General features: G+C 42.7%; 18 protein-coding genes. 4 read left to right on the forward strand and 14 right to left on the reverse strand.

What is annotated here, in order from left to right; genetic code table 11:
• Positions 1–140: 140 nt before the first annotated feature.
• From ytpR to GZ22_RS10690, 3 genes are read right to left on the reverse strand one after another with little or no spacing between them, the layout of a single operon-like run.
• Complete coding sequence (gene ytpR, locus GZ22_RS10680; protein ID WP_038562311.1) at positions 141–740, reverse strand: YtpR family tRNA-binding protein; 600 nt, start codon at positions 738–740, stop codon at positions 141–143.
• Position 741: 1 nt separating this feature from the next.
• Positions 742–1563, reverse strand: coding sequence for a DUF1444 domain-containing protein (locus GZ22_RS10685; protein ID WP_038562315.1), 822 nt, complete (start codon positions 1561–1563; stop codon positions 742–744).
• 18 nt (positions 1564–1581) lie between these two features.
• Complete coding sequence (locus GZ22_RS10690; RefSeq protein ID WP_038562318.1) at positions 1582–1899, reverse strand: thioredoxin family protein; 318 nt, start codon at positions 1897–1899, stop codon at positions 1582–1584.
• 247 nt (positions 1900–2146) lie between these two features.
• Between GZ22_RS10690 and GZ22_RS10695 the strand changes: the two genes are divergently transcribed.
• Positions 2147–4312, forward strand: a complete 2166-nt coding sequence (locus GZ22_RS10695) for a methyl-accepting chemotaxis protein (RefSeq protein WP_038562321.1) — start codon at positions 2147–2149, stop codon at positions 4310–4312.
• A gap of 18 nt (positions 4313–4330) precedes the next feature.
• Here the strand turns inward: GZ22_RS10695 and GZ22_RS10700 are convergent, their stop codons facing one another.
• Positions 4331–4858: a DUF84 family protein gene (locus tag GZ22_RS10700; RefSeq protein ID WP_038562324.1), complete on the reverse strand. Its 528-nt coding sequence runs from the start codon at positions 4856–4858 to the stop codon at positions 4331–4333.
• A gap of 25 nt (positions 4859–4883) precedes the next feature.
• Positions 4884–5951: a M42 family metallopeptidase gene (locus tag GZ22_RS10705; RefSeq protein ID WP_038562327.1), complete on the reverse strand. Its 1068-nt coding sequence runs from the start codon at positions 5949–5951 to the stop codon at positions 4884–4886.
• A 143-nt stretch (positions 5952–6094) separates the two neighbouring features.
• Between GZ22_RS10705 and GZ22_RS10710 the strand changes: the two genes are divergently transcribed.
• Positions 6095–6412 (forward strand): PepSY domain-containing protein, encoded by a 318-nt coding sequence (locus tag GZ22_RS10710; RefSeq protein WP_038562329.1) that lies wholly within the window; start codon positions 6095–6097, stop codon positions 6410–6412.
• Between the two features lie 133 nt (positions 6413–6545).
• Here the strand turns inward: GZ22_RS10710 and melA are convergent, their stop codons facing one another.
• Positions 6546–8048, reverse strand: a complete 1503-nt coding sequence (melA, locus tag GZ22_RS10715) for an alpha-glucosidase/alpha-galactosidase (RefSeq protein WP_038562333.1) — start codon at positions 8046–8048, stop codon at positions 6546–6548.
• 555 nt (positions 8049–8603) lie between these two features.
• Positions 8604–9242: a tRNA (guanosine(46)-N7)-methyltransferase TrmB gene (gene trmB, locus GZ22_RS10720; RefSeq protein WP_038562336.1), complete on the reverse strand. Its 639-nt coding sequence runs from the start codon at positions 9240–9242 to the stop codon at positions 8604–8606.
• An 86-nt stretch (positions 9243–9328) separates the two neighbouring features.
• Here trmB and GZ22_RS10725 point away from each other — a divergent pair, with 86 nt between their 5' ends.
• On the forward strand, positions 9329–9613 hold the full coding sequence (locus tag GZ22_RS10725) for a YtzH-like family protein (protein WP_038562339.1): 285 nt from the start codon (positions 9329–9331) through the stop codon (positions 9611–9613).
• On the opposite strand, the gene GZ22_RS10730 is transcribed toward GZ22_RS10725, so the two are convergent.
• From GZ22_RS10730 to pepV, 5 genes are all read right to left on the reverse strand, one after another.
• Positions 9610–10395, reverse strand: coding sequence for a phosphotransferase family protein (locus GZ22_RS10730; protein WP_038562341.1), 786 nt, complete (start codon positions 10393–10395; stop codon positions 9610–9612). The genes GZ22_RS10725 and GZ22_RS10730 overlap by 4 nt on opposite strands.
• Positions 10396–10559: 164 nt before the next feature.
• Complete coding sequence (locus tag GZ22_RS10735; protein WP_038562344.1) at positions 10560–11471, reverse strand: NERD domain-containing protein; 912 nt, start codon at positions 11469–11471, stop codon at positions 10560–10562.
• Between the two features lie 6 nt (positions 11472–11477).
• Positions 11478–12029, reverse strand: a complete 552-nt coding sequence (gene thpR, locus GZ22_RS10740; RefSeq protein ID WP_051748202.1) for an RNA 2',3'-cyclic phosphodiesterase — start codon at positions 12027–12029, stop codon at positions 11478–11480.
• Positions 12026–13210 carry an MFS transporter gene (locus GZ22_RS10745; RefSeq protein WP_051748204.1) on the reverse strand — a complete coding sequence of 395 codons (1185 nt, stop codon included), beginning with the start codon at positions 13208–13210 and terminating at the stop codon, positions 12026–12028. Before GZ22_RS10745 ends, thpR begins: the two co-directional genes overlap by 4 nt.
• Positions 13210–14625 (reverse strand): dipeptidase PepV, encoded by a 1416-nt coding sequence (pepV, locus tag GZ22_RS10750; RefSeq protein ID WP_038562347.1) that lies wholly within the window; start codon positions 14623–14625, stop codon positions 13210–13212. Before pepV ends, GZ22_RS10745 begins: the two co-directional genes overlap by 1 nt.
• Positions 14626–14792: 167 nt before the next feature.
• Here pepV and GZ22_RS10755 point away from each other — a divergent pair, with 167 nt between their 5' ends.
• Positions 14793–15011, forward strand: a complete 219-nt coding sequence (locus GZ22_RS10755; RefSeq protein ID WP_093879353.1) for a DeoR family transcriptional regulator — start codon at positions 14793–14795, stop codon at positions 15009–15011.
• Between the two features lie 61 nt (positions 15012–15072).
• On the opposite strand, the gene GZ22_RS10760 is transcribed toward GZ22_RS10755, so the two are convergent.
• Both GZ22_RS10760 and GZ22_RS10765 read right to left on the reverse strand, forming a co-directional pair.
• Entirely contained in the window at positions 15073–15795 is a 723-nt protein-coding gene (locus GZ22_RS10760; protein WP_038565909.1) for a pseudouridine synthase, read from the reverse strand.
• Between the two features lie 3 nt (positions 15796–15798).
• Entirely contained in the window at positions 15799–17445 is a 1647-nt protein-coding gene (locus tag GZ22_RS10765; protein WP_245609657.1) for a putative polysaccharide biosynthesis protein, read from the reverse strand.
• Positions 17446–17492 lie beyond the last annotated feature (47 nt).

Genomic DNA, 17492 nt, shown 5'->3' on the forward strand with positions numbered 1-17492 from the left:
GCAGGTTTTCACAAACCGTGAATAGCTTTACCCTAAAAACATTCCATCAAAACTCAAAAAATACGGCGGTTCTCAGGCATTTCAGTCCCATTTACCTAAAAAAACACCGGATACGTTTGTATCCGGTGTTCATTTCCCTATTAAGATTCAAAAACCTGGCCAACTTTATAGGAATCGTCCAGTACATAAATTCCTTTTTCTTCCGGTGCGTTTGGCAGACCTAGCTCTTTTTGGGAGCAAATCATACCAAAACTATCTTCACCACGTAAGTTGCCGGCTTTGATTTCCAAACCGCTCGGCATAATGGCGCCCACTTTCGCAACTACCACTTTTTGACCTGCATCTACGTTTGGTGCACCACAAACGATTTGTACTGTTTCATCTCCAAGGTCTACTTGGCAGACACTTAGTTTATCAGCGTTGCTGTGCTTTTCCTTTTCCTTAACAAACCCAACAACGAATTTAGGAGTAAGGTCTACATCAAGTGCATCTTCCAAGTTGTTCTGACGGAAAATATCACGAATTTTGCCGACGAATTCCTCATCAACCTGCACCTTGCCTGCTGTTGTGATTTTTAAGTATTCAGAAGCGCGGAAGATATTATAACCGACTAGCTCATCCTTATCTGTAATCCGCACAACATCTCCGAATCTCTCTTCTTTAATGGAATGACGATCTCCTTGCTTGATAGCGAGCAGCAATACGTCACCGATCCCTTGCTTGTTATAAAATGCTTGCATCTTACTTTTCCTCTCCCTTGGCAGACTCTGGTCTATTGCGTGCCATAATGAAAACTGGCTCCAATTTCTTATCTTCGTAAATGAATGGTAAAGATGTGATTGGTACACGGCCTTCTGCAAAATATTTCATGGTTACCTGTGCTAATATATCATAACCAGTCTTATTTTCAATATCCGCTATAATCAGCACATCCTGGTGAGGAACAGCTACAAGCACATCCCCCTTGGCATTCGCACGGAAACCTTCCAAGAGCGACTCGTTCAATATGCGGCTCGCATCGTAGCCATCCTGTGTCGCAATAAAGTAAAAGGAATTTTCTGCAACCCTGTCTTCTTTCATTTCTGTAGAAAGACTTCTAGCGTTGAATGCAGCAATTTCTCGAAGACGTTCTAAAGTCCAGCCTTGCTCTTCCATCATTTGTTCATCAATGAGGCGGTACGATTTACCAAGGTCAAGCGCGTAATAAATTCTCGTTTCTGCCGTATGCTCCGAATATACCATCTTTAATCCGGCTTTCGTCTTAGATGGAAAAGAGGTAGCTCGTATAACTGGAAAGACATGCTGTTCATTTCCTTCCAGATGCTGCTCTTCATGCATGACACGTAAAGCTTCTTTTACATGCTGTTCAAGTTCATCCAGCGCTTTTTCGCCACGTGTCTCATATTTTGCAATAATATTTGGAAGTGCGAGCGTCACACCTTCCTTCGTATCCTGCCATTCTACTCGAAATTTGCTCTTATCCCGATCATAAGAAGTGCGCCATGCAGGATCCTGCAGGCGGTCCTCCAATTTTTGTTTCATTTTCAATGCAGTCATTTTCATAAGTTATACTCCTTGCAGTTATTGCGGTAAGGATTCGATGAAAGACTCGATTTCCTCTTTAGACTTGCGATCCTTCGAAACAAAACGCCCGATTTCTTCTTCTTTATTGAATGCAACAAAACTCGGAATACCAAATACATCATATTGCTGACACACTTCAATAAACTGATCACGGTCTACATGGATGAATTCGAACTCGCTGTATTTCGCTTCGATTTCTGGCAGTTCCGGCTCGATGATTCGGCAGTCCGGGCACCAGTCAGCAGAAAACATTAAGATTGTTTTGCCATTTTGGAGTATTTCTTTGAGTTGTGCTTCTGATTCTAGGTTTTTCAATTTAAAATGCCCCCATTAATCTTTTTTTTTCATTTTATCAAAGCACAGAACCAAAAGCGAATATACTGCGCTTTGTAGCTGTCACTTTGCAAGGTCCTTCCTCTTTGTACCTAGGAATATACAGTTCAAATCATATGAATGGGTCGAATCATTCAGTTAAATTATCAAACTTTTATTAATTTATTGTAAATATGGTAGGTTGTACCTATAATATAAGAGAGCACACAATAGCATAAGGGGGAAATATATGCATACCATTCGACAGAGAATCCGTTTAATCATGTTCTCTTCACTGGCAAGTATTCTGTTACTTGGAGCATTCAGTTATTATTATTTCTACCAGCAGAATCAAATGTCAGATGAAACACAGCGATACCAAGAAGCCTATGTGTCCAGTCAATATATCAAGGATGACATGCTTGATACACTTGAAAAGCAGGAGACATACTTTGCCCAGCCTTCTGTATCTAACGCCGAATCTGTACTAGGCGCTATTGCTGGCATTGAGAAACAAGCTTCTACATATGAAGACAAATACAAAGATAATAAGGATTTACAAGCTTACTTTACGCAAATCAAGGAAGGTGCAGCTTCCTATGAACAAGAACTTGAAAAAGTCACGAGTATGAACGAAACAATAGGCTACACTTCTGATGAAGGACTCCGCAAAATCATAAGTGATGCTTCAGAGAATTTTCGCGGCATTGCTGAAAATGCTGGAGATGACGTATCTGCTGCTTTAGAGAACGTCACAAGAACCGAACAAGGTATCATCCAGCCTCCAAATGGCGTTGTCCCAAATAAAGACCAATTCGATGGAGCAGTAGACGCATTCAAAACGGCAATTTCCGATTCAAATTTAGATAGTGACGCGGTTAGTGATATAAACACCAGTCTCTTAAAATACACTTCCGCCATGTCCACGCTGTCGAACACACGCACCCAGGCTTCAGAGCTAGCAGCGAATTTCGAAACAGCTGCTTTGGAAGTAACAACGACTGTAGATAGTGTCGGAGAAACAGCAATTGAGCAAACCGACAATTTGAAACAGTCAAATGAAAGAACATCTACAGTTCTTGGCATTGTCTTACTTGCAGTGATCATTCTTAGTTTCCTGCTTGTACTTTGTATCGGATGGCCGCTTATTCGAGCCATTACGAAATCAATTCGTCAGCTTAAAGAAGCTACGGAAATTATCGGAAATGGTAATTTAGCTTACCGTGTACCAATAACCACAAAGGACGAGATGGCAGATTTAGGTGAAACATTTAATCAAATGGCTGGTAAGATGGAACAGTCTATGATGAAAGTGAAAGAAGCTTCCGAAGTGTTAGATGACTCCTCTTCTTATCTAGCAGCAGCTTCCCAGCAGACAGCAGCTCAATATGAAGAAGTGAACCAAGCAATCGGCCAAGTCGCAGGTGGCGCGCAGGATCAAGCTGCTCAACTGGAAGAAAGCAATGTGATGCTGGATAAGGTACGTCATGCAATTACAATGATGAAGGATGAAACAGCACTAGTCGGTCAAGCGATGAAACAAGCAGAGCTGGAAGGAAGCAATGGTATCAATCAAATGCAAAAACTGCATGAAACCTCAGATAGCTTCATGAAGCTTGCTCAAAAGCTTACAACTGAAATCCAAAGTGCTGTACAGCAGGCAAATCAGATTCGCTCTATTGTCCAGACAATTGAGGAGATTTCAGAAAGCACAAACCTGCTGGCACTGAATGCAGCTATTGAATCAGCTCGTGCAGGTGAGCAAGGAAGAGGATTTGCTGTAGTTGCTGATGCAGTGAAAAAGCTAGCAGTACGCTCCAAACAAGAAGCACAGCAAATCCACAAGCTTGTTGGTACAATGAATCAGCAGATGAGTGATTTGGCGGAAGAAGCCAAAGCCTTCGATGCTTATCAGCAAGTTCAAGCTTCCAGTGTCGAAGAAACAACAAATGCATTTGATCGTATTCATAAACAGCTGCAGCAAGGTAATTCGAAAATGAAAGACATCTCTTCTTCTGTTTCAGAAGTTGCCGCAAGTAATGATTCTGTTGCGGATATGCTTGAACATATCAATCAAATAGCCGATGAAGCAGCCTCAACAGCACAAGAAGTAGCTTCCTCAAGTGATACGCAGGCAGCTTCAATCGATATTCTGACAAACGCAGCCGCCCAGCTGCAGCAGCTGGCCAAAGAATTGGCTATAGAGGTAGCTCAATTTGAATTTGCCTCTGCAGCGGATAATTCAACTGAATCCAGCGATAAGGAAGAAGAATATTTAAATACATCTGATTCAGCTGACACAGCTTCTTCCGAAAAAGAAGTTTTTGCTGAGACGGACCTCGAAGCAGATCAGCCAGATTTCCCTATCGCGGAAGACGATAAAGACGATACGACGGAATATAAAAAGACATCATAAAAAAGAAGGAAGCGGCTATTAAAGTTCCGCTTCCTTCTTTTTATTTATCTCATAAAAGCTATACTGCCCTTTCAATAGCAAACAAATATGTTCGAACATAGCAGAGCGAGACATATGTCCATCGGTAAAAACGCCGACTGCTCCTTCAGTTGTGGAGATATCCTGCCTGCTTGTAAATGCCCGCATAACTGGACCAAGCTCTTGACCTGAAAGCACTGGTTCGGCGATGAAGTCAGGCAAAAGCAGCTTAGCACCGCTTGCACTCCACACTTTATCCCCGACTGCCAAAGCACCCCAGTTGCATATATACAAACCGTCATCCATCTCAGTGACGCCGCCTTCAAGTCCAATACCAGCCGCCGCTCCATCCAGCTTGCTGCATGCTATTGCACGCTGGATGGCACCTTGGCGTGTCTCTTCGTCACTCATCGGCTGTGCACTCACGCCAGAATCGACTGCTGCACTTTCAAGTTCCCACCGAGTTCCGAACACAGCTGAAACCGCCTGAACTTTGGCAGGATTTTTAGATCCGACTATCATTTTCATCAGTTGCGCTTCCTTTCCAACTAAATCAATCGTTCGAAGTAATAAGATCCACTGTCGACTGATCTGTTGTCCTGACAAGCTTGACCAGGAGTTCTTTTGCAGCTGCATAATCATCAACATGAATAATACTTGCACTAGTGTGAACATAGCGGGAAACGATACCGATGACAGCTGAAGGAACACCTTCATGTGCCAAATGTACACGACCTGCATCTGTGCCGCCTTTGCCGACATAGTACTGATAGTTGATATTATTTGATTCCGCTGTATCAAGGATGAATTCACGCATATTGCGGTTCATGATCATTGTACCGTCAAAAATACGAAGTAATGCTCCCTGACCCAAGTGACCGAAGGCTTGCTTGTCTCCGCTAACATCATTGGCAGGTGACGCATCCATCGCATAGAAAATATCCGGCTTGATCATATTGGCAGCAACTTGTGCGCCACGAAGACCGACTTCTTCCTGTACCGTCGCACCAGCATACAACTGATTCGGCAATGTTTCTCCAGCAACTTCTTCCATCAATTCGAGCGCCAATCCACAGCCATATCGATTATCCCAAGCTTTTGCCAAGATTTTCTTCTCATTAGCCATCGGGGTAAATGGCATATACGGCAGGATTTGCTGACCTAGCTTTACACCAAGCTCATATGCATCGCGCTCATCATCTGCACCGATATCAATTAGCATGCTGTCAATGCTGGCAGGCTTACTCCGCTGCTCAGGCGTTAACAGATGCGGAGGTGTAGAGCTGATGACACCTGGAATCGGTCCTTCGTCTGTCATAACCTGCACGCGCTGTGCAAGCAGCACTTGACTCCACCAGCCGCCTAATGTCTGAAAACGAAGCAGACCATTTGGTGTAATGCCTGTCACCATGAAGCCGACCTCATCCATATGTCCAGCAGCCATCACCTTAGGACCACTGCCTTTCTTAACGCCAAATATACCTCCAAGCTTATCCTGGATGATCTCATCCGAATAAGGCTTCAGCCTTTCTTTCATAAAGGCGCGCATAAGCTGTTCGTTGCCTGGCGCTGCCTGCAGCTCTGTTAACTGTTTAAATAAATCCAATGTTTTTTGTTTCATGTATATGTACTCCCTTTTTGTCAGACTATTGTATATCTATTGTAAACTATTGCTCCTCAACATGCCATAAAGGTTGTTTCGTTTTATATTTCTTAGGTAATAAGCTATAATAGAACATAACTTAAGTTGAAGAGGTGACCAAAATGGGCGTAAAGAAAACAGTAGCAATCGTAGGTGCTGGCCTTGCGGCTGGGTATCTTATCCAAAAGCAGATTGCGAAACAACAGAAAGTAACTCCGGAAAAAGCATTGAAATTCGCTAAAGAAGCGTTTAAGAAAGAAGGTCCGATCAGTGGATCTTGGATCTACATGAAACCGGAAGAAAAAGTGAAGCACGGCCTCACGTATACTGTTTACCGTGGCGGTATCTCCCGTACGATCGACGGAAAACCTGCTCAATACGAATTCTTCGTTGATGCAGAAACTGGATCAGTTATCGACGCTGTCGAATCAGCATCCTAATACAAAGCTACACCCCAAAAGTTAGCAACACATAACTTTTGGGGTGTTTTTGTGTGTCCTATTATTTAATTAAGTAGAGAGCTGATTCTCAAATAAGAGTTAATAGGATCTTGATTGTCTGTTCCCATTGTGTTTATGTTTTCGCAGGTCGCTCCAGCGCTTTATCTGCTTCCTTCGCGTTTTTAGACGCTTCTTCTCGATTCGCTCTCATTTCTTCAACTGTTTTTGTTTTTAAACGAGCAGCACCTGTATATTCTTTTGTCGGCAAACGTTCTTCCCTTTTTTGACGTTCCTTGGCTTTAGTAATACTCTGCTCGTATTGTGGCAGCCATTTCTCCTGTGCGATGAGCATGTCATCAACCATTTGCCAAATTTCTGGAGGCGTACACACAGCACCAACTAGTGGATCCATCATAAACGCCTGCCTTAAGAGTTGATCATTTCCTGTGATAGCAGCTTCAACGGAAAGCCTTTGCACAGAAATGCTCGCTTGACAAACAGCAGCACATCCAAGGGGAAGATCGCCAACGATAGGCATGCTAATGCCATTTCTATCAACATAGCCTGGAGCTTCAATGACCGCATCTTGTGGTAAGTTCTGAATGATACCATGGTTCATTGTATTGAAGTGACCGCGGTAAGTTCGGCCAGTTTCCAATGCTTCAATGATATATGAGCCGTGTTCTTGTCCCCGCTCTTTCTCGGTATATCGATATGCGGGCTCTTTCATCCAGTTTGGAAAATCTTCTTTAAACCAATTTCGGCCTTCTGTGCACACTCGCAGATAACCGCCTGTTTCTCCATTGATCCAAGTACCTAAATCAATCCAATCGTTGATCTCTTCTATTCGTTTGCGATACCACGGTACATATTCGCTTAAATGCCCATTCGATTCCGTGCTATAGTAGCCAAAGCGACGAAGCATGTCGATACGTACCTTTTCAGTTTTACTATACTCAGGATGTTTTTCAAACGCTTCAAGAAGTTTATCTGTTAAGTCTTCACCTTTGTGGTTTACTTGGATGTACCACGTTTGATGATTAATCCCTGCGCAAACTATGTCTACATCCTTCTGCTCAAGCTCAAGCACGTCGGCTATTTGCCTATGCCCACCTTGAACACCGTGACAAAGCCCAACTGTTCTCACACCTCCATACGTATTGCATGCCCATGTAAGCATCGCCATAGGATTCGCGTAGTTCAGCAACAAACAATCCGGCTCAGCAACCTCTTTTATATCCTTACAAATCTCTAGCATTTCATGAATACCGCGCTGACCGTACATTATACCACCGGCACTTAATGTGTCCCCTACACATTGATCGACTCCATAGCGTAAAGGAATGTTAATATCCTGTTCAAATGCCTCTAACCCACCAATACGAAAAACAGAGATAATGTAACGTGCATCTTTTAAAGCTTCTCTGCGATCAAGAGTTGATTGAATCTCTATTGATAACCCGTTTTCATAAATGTCCCGCTGACAAAGCTCTGTCACCATACTCAAATTTTTATCATCAATATCGGTAAAAGCAATCTTTATGTCGTTGAATGCAGATACAGCTAAAATATCCCGTAACAATGCACGCGTAAAGCCAATGCTGCCAGCTCCGATAAAAACAATCTTAAAACTCATTTCTTCCACTCCCTTTCTGTTTACATGGTAGCCTTTTGTTATATTTAATTGCTTTCATAATGTTACTGTTGATGCTCCCTTAATCAGCCGTATAAGCCCTTTGAACATGCGAGACTATTGATTGAATCCTCCTTTATAAATACATAGCCAAACATAAATTCATTCCACGCATTAACAAAAGCGAACAGTGATGTTGAAACAATCCTTGGGATGGAGATCGGTTCTCCACATAATTCTAATGGTCCGTTAAGTCCCGCTTTATTTAAATAATGCAATAACCCTTACTTTTAAAGTGCTTTCATCTAATTATTTATCATCATTGTTTCAATTGCAATACCACAGATGCGGTCACTGTCTAATTTGTAATAAGAAGAGGAGCCATGCATCATGTGAGACGGTTTATATATTTTTCTGCCCTTGGTCAAAAAACTTTCCCAAATTAGTACAAAAAATGGCTGACAGGAGTTCGGTAGTTATCCGTCCTCATGCCAGCCAACAGGCAATAAATATTATCTTGTTTTGGTAAACCCCACTATTTTACTAATAGTCGGGTTTCTATTTAAAAATAGCCACACTCCGGTAAATACGATAGCCGCGGGAAGAGAATTTCTCCTCATATTCCGTTTTCACATTTAATGGGTCGTTTTCCGTATGCAGATCAAGCTTCACTTCCTGCAAAATCATGCCGTATCGGGAGAAGCTGGACAAACTATATTCAAATAGTTTCTGGTTATCCGTTTTGAAGACCACTTCACCATCATCTTTTAATACAGCCTCGTACTGTTCAAGGAAGCTTTTATACGTCAACCGACGCTTCTCATGTTTGTTCTTCGGCCAAGGATCAGAGAAATTTAAATAAATGCTATCTACTTCATTCTCTTCAAACAACTCACGAAAATCAGCTGCATTTTCATTTAATAGTCTAACATTCGGAAGATTTGCTTCAGCTGCTTTCTCCACTGCTGTCACAATAATACTTTTCGCTAATTCAATTCCGATGAAATTGTATTCCGGATGTTGAGCTGCCATACCAGTGATGAACTGCCCTTTGCCAGATCCAATCTCAACATGGAGCGGTTTGTCATTACCGAATAGCTCTCTCCATTTGCCTTTATAATTTTTTGGTTCCTGTACGACAATATGATCGTTTTCTTTTAAATAATCGTCTGCCCAAGGTTTATGGCGCACACGCATATGCCTCACTCCTATTTCTGCCCTGCCCGCCTGCATAGTTTGATGCCAAAACGCACACGCTATGCTCAGGAAGGAGGGGAAAATCGATGTCACTTTCCGTTGAAAATCAACTTAGCCTTCTTCGGGATATACTTAGCGAGCATTGCGAATCCTGCTGCGGGAGCAAATCCGAATGCGAGCAAATATCCCGCCTGGCTCGTTCTATCTTATCTAATAAATCAACCGATCAGCAAGAGCTTCTTGCTTTGCTTCCCGGTATCCATTCGTACAGTTCTGCCGGTGAAAAAGCTGCAGATATCAATGCGCACATCACATCGAACAGAGAACAGCTCGAGGACTGGGTAGAGACCATCAACAGCTTTCAAGGCTAGCAGGACAGCTTATGTACTTCCGTAAGCAGCTGTTCTAATTCTTTACTTTTGCGTTCCATGTTGTCATCTCGCAATGACATAATAATACGGGCAGCTTCATACCAATAAATACGTCTTAATAGTGCATTATTCAGCGGCTTTCCATATGCTTTCATCCAGTCTTCCCAGTCAGTATATGGAACGTACTTTCTCAGCAGCATTCCGATATCCGCTGCCGGGTCCGCAATGAGCGCACTATCCCAATCCACAAGGTACAGCTCATCACGCTGGCTTATCATCCAATTGTTATGGTCGATATCAAAATGACAGACAGCCAATAGCTGATCTGGCATCTCAGGTAAGAATTGCTCCAAACTTGCCAGCACCTGTTTTAAAGCAGGCAGCCGATCTTGGAAGCCAGCTGCTTTTCCCCGCAGCTCTTCCATTTTCGCTTCTGGCTGAAGCGGCTTCTTTCCCATACGCATCAGTAAGTTCAGCATCTCGGAGGAATGATGAATTTTGCTTAGCAGCTTAGCTACTCGAGGATCGCTCATTTCCGAAAAAGTCAGACCGCGTCCCATCAGCCATTCCTGGGCAGTAATAACGTCCCCGTTTTCCATCCTTTTTGTCCATACCAGCTTAGGTACAATCCCTTCTGCTGAAAGAACTGCCAAAAAAGGAGAAGAATTGCGCTTTAGGAACAGCTGCCGATCTCCGCTTTTTGCATAATATGCTTCTCCTGTTACACCGCCAGCAGGAGCAATCTTCCACTCATTTCCCAGTATGTGTTCTAACCAATTCACCGTTCATTCCTACTTTCCTAGTGCAATCGCTTTGCATTACTAGCTGTAAACAAGCCCAGCGTGACACAAGGCAAGTACATTCCCGAACAAATTCGACAGACATACTTTAGATTACAACATTTGCTATGGTTTTATCAATACGATAGGCCTATAAAACCGTTTATTTAACTAAAAAATTCTTCCTTTTCTTCCTCTTCCCATTCCGGACGGGCAACAGCCTTCGTATACGCATGCTCTAACAGCACCTCACTGGCACGAAGCTGTGCATGTTTGAGCGCTAACTGTTCTTCTCGTTTGGCCATCAGCCAAGCTGTATGCTTTTGACTGCCAATAAATTGTGTGTTTCTTGGCTCACTAGCAAACCGGATTTGGTTTTCTCTGCTTAAGACTACCTTGTGTACTGGCAGATCCACATCATATTTTCTGAGGATACCTTGTATCAGCTTTTCGGTTCTGTTTAAAGAAAGCATCGGATTGAGGAAGGTAGAAAATTGGCCCTTTGATTCCCGCTTCCACGTTCTCTCGTCTGTTGCCCAGAACAATACATCCGGCTTGTCTTCCAGAACCGAAACGATTTCTATTCCAAGTGGATGAATTAGAATCGTTTCTGCTTCCATTGTAGTTTGCTTTACTTCAAAAACAGGTTTATACATTACAAAGAAAGTATCAGGAAATCGTTTTAGAAAGTACCGGAGCACCGGATCTTTTTTGTATTTGTTATCGAAGAAAGAAAATTCCCCAAGAGTACTTGTAGCCCATTTTAGCTGGAAGTCAAAAAGCTCTTCCAAGAAATCCTGCTTCAGAATCTTTTCTGTAGGAGCAACATATACAGGAGTGGGCTCTGGCTGTTCCACTTCTACCTCTTTTTTACGAAATACATCATACCATGATTTCTTTTGTTCCTCTTCTTTTACTTCGTCAATATCAAAAGAGGCAGGAGCAGCTTGCTGCTGCTCCCATTCTCTGTGCATTTTCTCCCAATTTTCTTTTTTCAATTTGATAAATTGACCAGGATATCTGTAAGGATGCTGTTCATACCGGGATATATATTCATGCAGCTTGATCAATTGCGCCACATAAGTTCACTCCTTCTCCAAATCTTTAACCATGACTGGAACGTATTTCGGCCGTTTTCCAGGTTCGATACGATAAAGCGTCACTTTTTCCACCAAGATAGGTGCGGATAAATGTTTATCCAGAAGCGGAAGCTGTCCCTCCACTTTACCTGATCCCCATTTCTTCCCGAGTGTGATATGAGGCCGATACGGCCGGTCCTCAAGCTGGAATCCAGCTGTCTTTGTACTCGCAGTTACTTTTTGATGCAATGCTTGAAGTTTATCAAGCGGTTTTACACCAGCCCATACGACACGAGGCTGCTTTGGACTTCCGAAAGTATCCACTCCTGCTACATCCAAGGAAAATGCTTTTCCGAAATCCTGCTCTTGCCAAGCCACCTTTATCTTATCCAGCTGTTCGTCTGGTGTAGCACCTAGGAATTGCAGTGTAATATGGAATTCCTCCGGTCTTGGCCATAATTTCATCGGAACGTATGCTTTCAACTCGTCCTGCCACTCAGCAAGTGCTGCTTGAATAAGTTCATTAGTACCTATACCAATGAAATAATGTGTACTCATGCTACTCCTCTTTTCCCTTTAGCTGTACCCATCATTCTCTTCACGATAAACAATATACCAACACCAATGAAAGTCGTTGCGGCAAACAACGCATACATGTGATAAACAGTTGCAAATTCTAGAACCATCCCGCCCATCAGGTTGAATAGTGCATTGCCAAGTCCTGTACCTACTGCTGAATAAAGTGCAATGGCAGTAGCTTGTACAGATGACGGCGCAGCACTTCTGATATATAACAAAGCAGCAGGTACATAGAGTCCGATCGACAATCCTTGGATAATAGTTGTAATGAAGATGACAGTAAGTGATGGATCGAACATATACAAGACCCATCTTGCACCGGATACAGCCGCACTTAATATGACAACATGCAGAATACTCATCTTCCCAATGATCTGATGAGCCAGTTTCATGAACGGTGCTTCACTGCCTGCTCCTAGGAAGAATGCGATGCCGACAGCGCTTAGTGTGCCTCCTGCTGCTAAAATGAATGTCCCGAAATAGAAATTATTTGCAAGTATTGGGCCAAAGATAAGAAAATTAGATACAAGGAACAACATAAACGGCTTGTTTTTCCGTAAAGTGTGCAATCCTTCCTTCATCGATACTCTGGCTATGTCATAACCTTGCCGAGGAAACTTACGCAATGCTGGCAGTGCAAGCAGCAAAAACAAACCGTAAGCTATGAAAATGACATCCACTGTACCTACAAAATCTGTGATGTATCCTAACAGGAATGAAGCAACCGCAAATCCTATTGCTCCCCATAAACGAATGTTACCGTAGACAAGCTTGTGCTGCTCGACAAAGCTTAACGCCATACTGTCTGACAAAGGAATGACGGCTGCCTGGAAAACGGCGATAGCCAGCATTCCGATCAGCAGCATTGCATAATGATCATAAAATAGATAAATGAATGCAAGCGCCGCAGCAGCAGCTAATGCTGCTGCCAAAAGACGCAGTGGTTTTTGAGTATAATCGCTAAGCAGCCCCCACACAGGCTCCATTACTGTATTAACTAGTGGAATTGCCGCTACAATCAGGCCAACAAGTACAGGATCCAACTGTTTTTCTTCCTGGAGAAAAACGGCAAGGAGCGGAAACAAGGATCCGTTGGAAAGAAAAGCTGCTAGATAAAAGTATTGAAAAGATCTGTAAGTCTGTTTAGTCGTTGCTTGCATTACCCGCGCTCATCCTTTGTCAGCAGATAAAGTGCTTCTGCATAAATGGCAATGGAACGAAGCATATCGTCAACCAAGATGTGCTCATCTTGCTGATGTGCACTATCTGATCCACCAGGGAATAGCGGTCCGAATGCAACGCCTTTTTTCATTGCTCGTGCATATGTGCCTCCTCCGATTGCCAAAATATCGGTTTGATCACCTGTTTGACGACGGTACACATCGAGTAATGTCTCAACTAGTGGGTCATCCTTTTCTACATATAAAGATGCCAAATGAGAAGTTTCATGGAATCCTGCACCAGCTTCTGCAAGCTGCGCAAACAATCTAGAAGTAACCGCATTGTATTCAGTTGTAACTGGATAACGAATATTAACGCCAATTTTCCAAGCTTCAGAATCTTTCATGCTGAATTCACCAAGATTGAGTGTCAAAGGACCTGATACATCATCAGTCAGACCCAAATCAATACCATTGCCATTGTAATCTTCGAACTTTTCGATAAGCCAGCTTAGCTTGTCTGTCACATTACCGTGTAATGGTAAGTTTACTAAGAATTTAGCCAAAGCCACTACTGCATTGATACCTTTTTCTGGTGTCGAGCCATGAGCTGCTTTACCAGACAAGCTTAGCTGGATAGCATTTTCTTTAGCTTCAGCCTTACCGCTGTACCCTTCAGCTGCCAGGAAGGCTGTAAATGCTTCTTCTACCTTTGCCAAGCTTTCCCCTGTAAGAACCGCCTCTGCAAGCCCTGGAACCATATTCAAGGCTTTTCCACCTTTGAAATGATCAAGTCGAAGCATGTCACTTTGTGCTGCCGCAGGAGGAAGCGAGATATATCCATCGATGATTCCTTTTTCTGCGTAGATAAGCGGGAAGTCTGCATCCGGTGTGAATCCAGTATCCGGCATTTCTTCATGCTCGAAGTAATATGTCATGCATTGCCAATCACGCTCTTCATCAGTCCCCATAATCAGACGGACACGTTTTTTCGGTGTGTAACCAAGATCCTTAAGTAGTTTCATTGCAAAATAAGCAGCTACCACCGGCCCTTTATCATCCAATGTCCCTCTTCCGAAAAAATGATCATCTGCCAAGGTAGGGTTAAATGCACCATACGTCCACTCACCATCCGCAGGTACGACATCCAAATGACCAAGTACGCCGACTAAGCCTTCACCTTGTCCATACTCAATATGACCAGCATAGCCATCGATATATTTGGTTACAAATCCATCGTTCTTCCCTACTTGCAGTATATATGTGAGTGCTTCATCAATCTTTTCGCCAAACGGCTGCTTGTCCGTTTTTGTCGATTCATCATACACACTAGGAATGGATACGAGTCCTTTCAGCACTTTTACATAAGCATCCTTATAAGCCGATGCCTTTTCATACCAATTGATTTTTTCCATTTCCTTCGCCTCCTGTTTTCTTATCAATAATTTTGTTTACGTATAAAGAATAGAATTAACAGAAAATTAAACCTATCTTCTAGCCTTCTTGGCTTAATTATTGTAAAATACGGGTAGAAAGAGATTTAGAGCACCACCGATTCTTATGTAGACTAAGGAGTGGTTTTTTGAATCAATCAACATCCCGAATGCTAAACCGTGTAAAAGCTGTCTATCTTTACATTAAGGAAAGGGACACAGTTTCTACTACAGAATTGGCTGAAGAATTTGGTATAACGGACCGTACAGTACAGCGCGATTTAAACGTGCTGGAGTATAACGGTTTAGTACAAAGTCCTCATCGGGGGGTTTGGTCAACAACCTCAAAAAAAGTCAAAATCTCTTGATTCAAAACGTACAACCTATGTAATAATTACCTATTTTAAGGCAAGCTGATCTGCGAGCAGATCAGCTTTTTTTTGTATCCTGGATTAGCTTGCTAAGCTCATCATCAGAAAGCTCCCGATATTCTCCAAGCTCAAGATCTTCATCCAACTCAAGGCTGCCCATACGCAGACGCTTCAGATAGACAACCTCCATCCCTACAGCCTCGAACATGCGCTTGACCTGATGAAACTTTCCTTCTGTTATCGTAACCTCAATCTCTGAAACTGAACCTGCTTCTAAGATATTCAAAATAGCCGGTTTAGTCTCGTAACCATCATCAAGCGTGACGCCTTGATGGAATTGCTCTATCGTTTCTTCGGTGACTTCACCTTCGATCCGGGCATAGTAAAGCTTCGGCACATGTTTTTTTGGTGATAACAGCTGATGGGCAAGCGTCCCGTCATTCGTCAACAGCAAAAGACCTTCTGTATCTTTATCCAATCGGCCGACAGGAAACGGTTCGAATATACGATCCTCTGTCTGTAGGATATCAACAACTGTTTCATCCCTTTTATCTTCTGTCGCCGAGACTAAACCAGGAGGCTTGTGCATCATCAAATAAATAAATTCTCTATACTCGACGGTTTCACCATTCACTTGTACAATATCTTTCTTTTCATCCACATGGATGGACGGTGATTTGACTTGAGAGCCATTCACCGTGATTGCTCCTTGTTTGAGAAGCGACTTCACTTCTTTTCTGCTGCCGTATCCCATATTGGCAAGCAGTTTATCCATTCTCATCATTTAACCCTTCTTTCTTTTCAATAGACGATCCAAGAACCCAATCCGATTTCCGAGTACACGCTCGAGCAAAGTAGATTTATACGACAGAATCATATAAACCGCTCCACCAACCACTGCACAAACGAGAATGATCGCTGCTGATGCCATTTGTCCATCTCTGAACGTAATCGCAAATCCAAGCAGATACTTAGTAAGCAGTACAACAACCGACATAATTGCTGTGAAAATCAAAATAAGGATTGTCCGCTTTGCAAGCTGACGCACTGGGAACTTTAGTACATGCTTCATTTTAAGGAAATTCAGTACTGTCGCAATACCGACTGCCAATGCCGTCCCAAAGATAGCTCCTTTTGCTCCGAACACATGAATGAGCGGAATATTAAAGAATATCTTCACTAATAATCCTGCTGTTAAACTAATGACAGAGAAACGCTGTTCATTAATACCTTGCAAAATAGATGACGTTGTCGTGAATAAAGCAAACAGCAGTGCTACTGGTGCGTACCAGACCATAAGCGTTCCTGCATCTATATCTGGATTAAGGACAGCTTCTGTACCGTAAAATGCTGTATAAGCTTCACTTCCCAGTAATGCAATTCCAATACTGGCGGGTAAAATTAAGAATAGCACTATTTGTAATGACTGATTGATTTGCTGTAAATATAACTTACGATCATCAGAGAAAAATGCACGGGTAATGGCCGGCACTGCTGCCAGTGATAACCCGATTGACAATGTCATAGGAATCGTGATAATTTTTTGGCCATAAAAGTTTATTACTCCTAAAACATCAACAGCCACTTCTTCTAGTCCTATAGCTTCCATTGCACGCGGCATCGTAAACTGATCGATGAACTGATAAAGCGATGTTGCAATCCCCGTTACAACGAATGGACCTGCATAGCTTAGCAATTCTTTAATAATCGTCTTATCTGACATAGTTGCTGGACGGACGGTTTGCTGCATCATTCTCAGTTCCAGATGCGGTTTACGGGCACGCCAATAGACATAAAGCACTGCGCAGGAAGCAAGTGCTCCAACAAATGCCGCGAATGTCGCATATCCAACTGCTACTGCAATGTTTTGGTTGAAAACGTGCAGGGCAAGATAGACACTAAGCAATAAGAATACAATCCGTGCAATTTGCTCTACGACTGTGGAAATAGCCGACGGTCCCATAGACTGGTTACCTTGGAAAAATCCTCTGACAATACTCATTGCAGGTATAATGAGGTTAGCGAAGCTGACTAGCTTAATGACATAAGCAACTGTGTCTGTTGTAAAACCAGACTTTCCATCTCCTACACTCCATTGTGCAATCAAGTCTGCCCCGAAATACATGATGAGAAACGCTACAACACCAGTTACACCCATAATGGTGAAACCAGTTTTGAATACACGCTGGCTTGTCCTATAGTCCCCCAGTCCATTGTATTTTGAAACGAATTTCGAAACACCTAAAGGAATACCTATTGTTGAGATACTAATCAATATATTATAAGGGGTATATGCAAAATTAAATAAAGCTCCCCCAGAGGCACCTACCAGTGCATTGAACGGGATAACATAGATGATCCCGAGTAACTTCGACAGGAAAGTAGCTGCTGTCAGCAGCAGTGTCCCGCGAATCATTGTCGACAAAGCCATTATTTCACCTAACTCCTCTTTAAAATCCAATGAATCTATTTTATCAT

It is taken from the genome of Terribacillus saccharophilus (genome assembly GCF_000725365.1).
Lineage (GTDB): Bacteria > Bacillota > Bacilli > Bacillales > Amphibacillaceae > Terribacillus > Terribacillus saccharophilus.